7 protein-coding genes and 1 tRNA gene are annotated in these 7291 nt (G+C 60.2%); 6 read left to right on the top strand and 2 right to left on the bottom strand.

The genetic code is table 11. The annotated features are described in order from the left end of the window. Positions 1 to 199 precede the first annotated feature (199 nt). Positions 200 to 1150, bottom strand: a complete 951-nt coding sequence (locus BG455_RS06505) for a Gfo/Idh/MocA family protein (RefSeq protein ID WP_071469111.1) — start codon at positions 1148 to 1150, stop codon at positions 200 to 202. A 125-nt stretch (positions 1151 to 1275) separates the two neighbouring features. On the opposite strand from BG455_RS06505, the gene argS reads away from it, so the two are divergent. The 6 genes from argS (at position 1276) to BG455_RS06535 (ending at position 6906) form a co-directional block, all read left to right on the top strand. Beyond that, a complete protein-coding gene (argS, locus tag BG455_RS06510) occupies positions 1276 to 3021 on the top strand; it encodes an arginine--tRNA ligase (protein WP_071469112.1) in 1746 nt (581 codons plus the stop codon). A gap of 178 nt (positions 3022 to 3199) precedes the next feature. Next, complete coding sequence (locus BG455_RS06515) at positions 3200 to 4408, top strand: SPOR domain-containing protein (protein WP_084386155.1); 1209 nt, start codon at positions 3200 to 3202, stop codon at positions 4406 to 4408. Then, on the top strand, positions 4405 to 5403 hold the full coding sequence (gene nagZ / locus BG455_RS06520) for a beta-N-acetylhexosaminidase (protein WP_071469113.1): 999 nt from the start codon (positions 4405 to 4407) through the stop codon (positions 5401 to 5403). The genes BG455_RS06515 and nagZ overlap by 4 nt, the downstream gene beginning before the upstream one ends. Positions 5404 to 5439: 36 nt before the next feature. Beyond that, entirely contained in the window at positions 5440 to 6324 is an 885-nt protein-coding gene (locus BG455_RS06525; protein WP_071469114.1) for a LysR family transcriptional regulator, read from the top strand. Positions 6325 to 6405: 81 nt separating this feature from the next. Further along, a tRNA-Ser gene (locus BG455_RS06530) sits at positions 6406 to 6495 on the top strand. 174 nt (positions 6496 to 6669) lie between these two features. Then, positions 6670 to 6906, top strand: a complete 237-nt coding sequence (locus tag BG455_RS06535; RefSeq protein ID WP_111361112.1) for a hypothetical protein — start codon at positions 6670 to 6672, stop codon at positions 6904 to 6906. Positions 6907 to 6914: 8 nt separating this feature from the next. On the opposite strand, the gene BG455_RS16835 is transcribed toward BG455_RS06535, so the two are convergent. After that, a partial coding sequence (locus tag BG455_RS16835; protein WP_218147532.1) for an MvaI/BcnI family restriction endonuclease occupies positions 6915 to 7291 on the bottom strand: 377 nt, incomplete at its 5' end.

Below are 7291 nucleotides of genomic sequence, written 5' to 3' on the forward strand. Positions count from 1 at the left end.
TTCGCGGATTTTGCCAGCATAAATTGCTGTAGCAGGGGCGGAGGATCGCCGCACCACGGCCCGACGCTGCGCGGCTTGGTTTACCTTCCCAATGTCCTCTAAAGCCCTCCCAGCCGTCACTCGACCATGCCACCAATCCATCCCAGCCCCCTAGGTGATACCCGCCTGTTATCGGATATGCCGGAGCATTGGGTCGCCGCTAGCGGGCATTCTCGAATATGGCATCGATCATCGCCTGATTGCCTTTTGACATTTCCAGCGGGCAGGCAAAGGGCGTGCCGTTGCGCACAGATGCGCCAAAAGCCTCGATCATCAGCGCGTATTGGTTCACATTGTTGAACCGCTCGGTCATCACCAGATCGCCTGATTTCCATTCAACACAGGTATCACCATAAACCGACCCGTTGAACGGGGCCGACAAAGTGATCCAGCCATCCTGACCATGAAACACCATTTGCTGGCGGCGCGATTGCATCATGCCGCAGTAAAACGACATGGTGAATTCGGGAAAATCGGCCCAGACACGGGCAAAGATATCGACGCCGTTCTGCCAGCGGATATCGGACACCACCCGCGCTGGTTCGGCCCCTGTGACCATGCGGGTTGTGATGCAGGGATAGACCCCCACATCGCGCACGCCCCCGCCCCCCATCTCAGCGCTGTGGCGGATATTGTCATAGTCGCGGTTGGTATAGGTGAAGCTGCCCTCGACATGCTCCAGCTTGCCGATGATCCCGTCATCAAGCAAGGCGCGCACCCGCGCCCATTGCGGGTGGTGCGCCACCATAAAGGCCTCGGCGATCAGTTTGCCGCTGTCATTGCGGGCCGCAATCAGCGCATCTATCTCGGCGGCATGCAGCGCGATGGGTTTTTCACATAGCACATGCTTGCCCGCCTGCGCAGCCTTGATCGACCATGCGACATGCAGGTGATTGGGCAGTGGGATATAGACCGCATCCACCTGTGGGTCATCCAGCAGTGCTTGATAGCTGTCATGCACGCGCAGGCCGGGCACAAGAGCCTGAAACGGGGTGGCGCGCGCAGGGTCACGGGTGGCCAGCGCAACCAGTTCCGCATCATGCGCAAGCTGTATGGCCGGTGCCAGATCGGTCTGTGCGATCTTGGCGGCCCCTAAAATTCCCCACCGCATGTTCTGCCCCCTGTGTTTGTGATAGCGCTACCTTACAGCCAGCACCTTGGGCTGCAACCCCCGCGCCCCCATTGACGCGCGCGAAGACGCGGCGTAGGGCAAGAGCAACAAAGAGGACGGACGCGATGAACCTGTTTTCCGATATTCGCACGCTTGTAATTGCCTGCCTTGATGCGATGGTGCGCGACGCGATCCTGCCCGAAGGGCTGGACTTCGCCAATGTCGCGGTAGAGCCGCCGCGCGATGCGGCACATGGGGACATGGCCACGAATGCCGCCATGGTGCTGGCCAAACCCGCCGGTCTGAAACCGCGCGAGATTGCCGATGCGCTGGCCGCGCGCCTGCTGGATGACGCGCGCATTGCGGCTGCCGATGTGGCAGGTCCGGGCTTTCTGAACTTGCGGCTTGCGCCCTCTGTCTGGCAGGGGATCATCGCCACCGCACTGGCGCAGGGCAATGATTTCGGCCGCTCGGATATGGGACAAAACCTGCGCGTGAATGTAGAGTTTGTTTCCGCCAACCCCACCGGCCCCATGCATGTGGGCCACACACGCGGGGCCGTTGTGGGCGATGCGCTGTCAAACCTTTTGGCCTTCGCGGGCTATGACGTGACGCGCGAATATTACATCAATGATGGCGGCGCGCAGGTCGATGTGCTGGCGCGTTCCGCCTTCGAGCGCTACCGCGAAGCCCATGGCCTGTCCCCCGAGATTGCCGAAGGGCTGTATCCCGGCGAATACCTGATCGAGGTGGGCGAGGCGCTGAAGCAGGAATTTGGCACGCAATATCTGGACCAGCCGGAATCTGTCTGGCTGGAAACCGTGCGCAATTTCGCCACTGACCGCATGATGATCATGATCCGCGAGGATCTTGCAGCTCTTGGCGTGCGGATGGATGTCTATTCCAGCGAGAAGGCGCTTTACGGCACCGGAGAGATCGAGACAGCCATTGACCGGCTACAGGCCCAAGGGCTGATCTATGAAGGCGTGCTGGAACCCCCCAAGGGCAAAACCCCCGAGGATTGGGAACCGCGCGAACAAACCCTGTTCCGCTCTACCGCGCATGGCGATGATGTGGACCGGCCTATCAAGAAATCAGATGGCGCATGGACATATTTTGCCCCCGATATTGCCTATCATTACAACAAGATCGCGCGCGACTTTGATCTTCTGATCGACATTTTCGGGGCCGATCATGGCGGCTATGTGAAGCGGATGAAAGCCGCCGTCTCGGCGCTGTCGGATGGGCGCGTCCCGCTAGAGGTGAAGCTGATCCAGCTGGTGAAGCTTTACAAGAATGGCGAACCATTCAAAATGTCCAAGCGCGCAGGCACGTTTGTCACCCTGCGCGATGTGGTCGAGGAAGTGGGCGCGGATGTCACCCGCTTTGTCATGCTGACGCGCAAGAATGACGCAACGCTTGATTTCGATTTTGACAAGGTTCTGGAGCAGTCCAAGGACAATCCGGTTTTCTATGTGCAATATGCCCATGCGCGGGTGTGTTCCGTGCTGCGCAAGGCCACTGAAGCCGGATTTGCCACAGATGACGCAAGCCTTGCGCAGGCAAATATCGCCCAACTGGACCATGAGGCAGAGCTTGCAATGATGCGCAAACTGGCCGAATGGCCGCGCATTGTGGAACTTGCCGCCCGCACCCAAGAGCCGCATCGCATTGCCGCCTATCTGTCGGAATTGGCGGCCGAATTCCACGGATTGTGGAATCGCGGCAATGATGTGCCCAGCCTGCGCTTCGTACAAGAGGGCGATCAGGCAACAACTTGTGCAAAACTTGCGCTTGCCCGTGCCACAGGCGTTGCGATTTCTGCCGGTCTTGCTATTTTAGGGGTAACACCAGTGGATGAAATGCGCTGAAGACGCAATCCTTTGGTGACCAAGTGTTTGCGGCCACAGGGTTTGTGGCCGCGTTTGAAGTTATAAAAAGCCGCGCAAACGCGGCGTAGAAAATGGCAATGTCGAGCAGGCAGCTTGCCAAGACGTCTAAATTCCGTGTCCAGACGCATTGCCGTCTTGGGGCGTGAGAGAGGTTGGCATGAAAGAGAGCAGGGAATTTTCAGCTTGGGGGGCCACGCCGCGCCCGTTGCAGGCATCACGGCAGATGCACCCGAACAGCTTTGGTCCACCAGATTTTGGCGGACAAACAGGCCACCAGACATATGCAGCGGGGCAATATGCCCCTTCTGCGCCGCAGGATGGGCGCTATGCCCCTTATCCCTACCCCCCGGCCCCAAGTGCTGCCACCTATGGAGGCGCGCGGCAGGCCGCCTATGCCCAAGAACAGCAGCAGGCGCAATACGGCCAATATTCCGACCCTGCATATATGACACCGCCGCGCGGCATGCAGACGAAAGCGGTGCTGCACGGATTCGGTGCAGTGCTGTCTTTGGCGCTGATGATCGGGTCGGCGGCGTGGGTCTGGCAGTTGACGCAGCGCGATGTGGCAGGCGTGCCGGTTGTGCGCGCGCTGGAAGGGCCATTGCGTGTGGCCCCCGAAAACCCCGGCGGGCGGCAAGCCGCGCATCAGGGATTATCGGTGAATGAACTTGCAGCATCGCAGGATATCTCTGCCAGCGGCAGCATTATGCTCGCCCCGGCATCTGCGGGTTTGTCGCAGGAAGATGGTGTTCCGGCGGGCGAAGCCCCTGCGCCAGCACCCACAGATTTGCGCTTTGACACAGGAGAGGTGCAGCCCATTCAGGTTGCCTTGCAACAGGCACTGGATATGCCCGCACAGGCCGCAGACCCGCGCAACAGCGCGCCACTTGGGTTTGTCTCTGCGACACGGCGCGCGGTCCAATCCTCACCGCGCCCGCCGCGCAGGAATACCGACACGATCGCAAGCGCGCGCGCAGTGGCAGTTGCGGCCCCTGCCCCTGCCCCCAGCAGCGCCGGTTTCGCAGCAGATGATCTTGCGGCGTCGGTCGCGCAAAGTGTGGCTGCTGGCATCGGCTCCGTGCGCGATATCGAGGTCGACCCTGCCTCTCTCGGGCCGGGGACGCGGCTTGTCCAGCTTGGGGCCTATGATGATGCGGCCAGCGCCCGCGCCGCTTGGGACCAGCTTTCGCGCCGCTTCTCGCCCTTGCTGGATGATCGCGGCCGTGTGATCGAGGCCGCGCAAAGCGGCGGTTCGGTCTTCTACCGGCTGCGCGCGCATGGCTTTAACGATGAACGCGATGCAAGGCGGTTCTGCGCAGCGCTTGTCGATCAGCAGATCGACTGTATTCCGGTCCTGATCCGATGACCGGGGCCACCCCGCGCGCTGTTATCTTTGGCTGCGCGGGAATGCGCCTTTCTGCCGCTGAACGCGCCTTGTTTGCGCAGGCCCAGCCATGGGGCGCCATTCTTTTTGCCCGCAATATCGAGACGCCAGAACAGCTTGTGGCCTTAACATCAGATCTGCGTGATGCTGTGGGGCGCGATATGCCTGTGTTGATCGATCAGGAAGGGGGCCGAGTGCAACGCATGCGCCCCCCCTATTGGCGCAACTGGCCCCCTGCCCTGGAACAATGCCTGCATGCCCATGATCCCGCCCGCGCAATGTATCTGCGCGGACGCCTGATTGCTGCGGAACTGCGCAGTTGCGGGCTGGACGTGAATTGCGCCCCCTTGGCCGATATTGCGCGCGATATAACCCACCCCGTTTTGCATAACCGCTGTTATGGGACTGCGGTGGATCAGGTCGTCGCACATGCGCGCGCCATGGCGCGCGGGCTGATGGCGGGGGGTGTTCTGCCGGTGCTCAAGCATATTCCGGGCCATGGGCGGGCGCAGGCTGACAGCCATCTGGATTTGCCTGTCGTGTCTGCCGCGCATGTCGATCTGACACAAAGCGACTTTGCCGCGTTCCGCGCGCTGGCCGATCTGCCTTTGGGCATGACAGCGCATGTGTTATTTTCGCAACTGGATGCAAACCTGCCCGCCACTTTATCGCCGACGATGATCGGCCTGATCCGCAAGGAAATCGGCTTTCAGGGTCTGTTGATGACCGATGACATCTCGATGCATGCCCTCAACGGCCCTGTCTCGGCACGCGGGAACGCAGCCCTTGCGGCAGGGTGTGATCTGGTGCTGCATTGCAATGGCGACTTGAATGAGATGGCAGAGCTGGCAGAAACCTGCCCTGCCCTTGAAGGCGGCGCACTTGCCCGGTCAGATGCAGCCCTAAGCCTGCGCAGCGCACCCGATGACAGCGATCTGGCCGCCTTGGACGCCGAATATGCGCGGCTGAGCGCATAGTCGGACAGACGCGGATACCATGAAAAGGAAGACAGCATGGGGCTAGAGCCTTGGGATGAATTGCGCACCGCTTTGCATGTTGCGCGCGCAGGCACTGTCAGCGGTGCCGCCGCAACCTTGCGCGTGCATCACGCCACAGTGATCCGACATATTGACGCATTGGAAGACCGTGTCAGCGTCAAACTGTTCCAGCGTCACACCAAAGGCTACACCCCCACCGAGGCCGGACGCGCCCTGTTTGAAACAGCCGCCGAAACGGAAAAACGCTTCGAGCAACTCGCTACCCGATTGCAGGACATGCAAGAAGGCATCTCGGGGGAAATGATCATCACCACAATCCCCGAATTAAGCACGCTTCTGTTGCCCGCGATCACACAGATGATGCACCAATACCCGACGCTGAAACCCTGCCTGCGCACAGAAGCGCGCGTGCTGCGGCTGGAATATGGCGAGGCGCATGTGGCCATCCGCGCAGGCGCAAAGCCCCAAGAACCCGACAATGTGGTGCAATCCCTGGGGGCTTTGTGCGTGGCGCTTTATGCCAGCGCCGAATATACCGAGCGCAAAGGCAAAGCCGCATCCGACACCGCATTGCAAAGCCATGATTTCATCGCCTCCGGCGACAAGGACAGCCCTGCCCCCTATGACCATTGGCTGGCCAAGCATGGCGGGCATGTGGTTTTGCACAGCAACGATCACGCAACCCGCCTGGCCGCGATAAAGGCAGGGTTGGGAATGGGCTTCCTGCCGGTAGCACAGGGACAGGCCGAAGGGTTGCATCAGGTCATGCCCGCGCGCGCTGACTGGGGAACACCACTGTGGATTGTGACCCATGTCGACCTGCACCGCAGCCCCAAAGTACAGGCCTGTACAAAACTGCTGCGCGAGCATGCCGGTCTTCTGACGGCCACACAGCCCTGACGCTTTGCCGCCACAAAGCGATATCAGCGCAGTTCCATTTTCCGCTTGCGGGGCCGGTGCGACATCTTTAAACGAGGCGACGGAGATGTGGCCGAGTGGTCGAAGGCGCTCCCCTGCTAAGGGAGTAGGCCCGAAAGGGTCTCGTGGGTTCGAATCCCATCGTCTCCGCCACCCACACACGGGCTAAGTCCCTGCGTGTGAACGAAAAATCCCAACTGCAAGCGGAAAAACTATTTCCAAGACAGAGCACGTCGTGGGGAGCGATTTTGTACATTTGTACAATCGGGGTCTGTTCTCCTGTCATCCGGCGGGACCTGAATCGGGCTGTAATGCGATAATTATTTCATGCATGATGTCGGCATGACCGATGAGCCTGAGCATAGCCTGTCCGGAGTGTTGGACGGGACAGTCGACCCGGCGGTGCTGGAGCTCCTGCGCGCAGGCATACCGATCTACTATTTCGACAAAGTGCTGGACTCGATTGTTGAGGAGCGCCCGGACGGGACCGTATGGCGCGTTGAGCTCGGGCCCGGGGCGCGGGTCAGTTATATGGACGATCATCCAATAAGACACGGTAATTGATTTCACCGTCAAGGTTCAGGCAGGTCTATCCTTCTCTCGTACAGCTGATCCATGTCCGCGTGCCGGATCCGGAATTGGGAACGACGGTGAACAGGTCCGAGAACCCCGTCCACAAACGTCGCCTTGAGGGCGGGGTCGAGATAAACGGCACCAGCAGCAAATGCCTTCAGCAGGCGGATAAAGTCGGTCCCAACATACAGTGTCGCGCGCGGGCTATATCGATATTCTGGGGGCGGTCCCCGCTTGTCGGACGGGACATAAGCGGCGAGGGCATGTTTCGACTGCCAGTGATTCAGCAGCTTCCTATATGACCAGCTCGCCGCGACCGTTCCATCCTCATCTGTCAGCCTTACAGATCCAGAATCTGAACTGATGCGGTGGATGC

It is taken from the genome of Roseinatronobacter thiooxidans (assembly GCF_001870675.1).
Lineage (GTDB): Bacteria > Pseudomonadota > Alphaproteobacteria > Rhodobacterales > Rhodobacteraceae > Roseinatronobacter > Roseinatronobacter thiooxidans.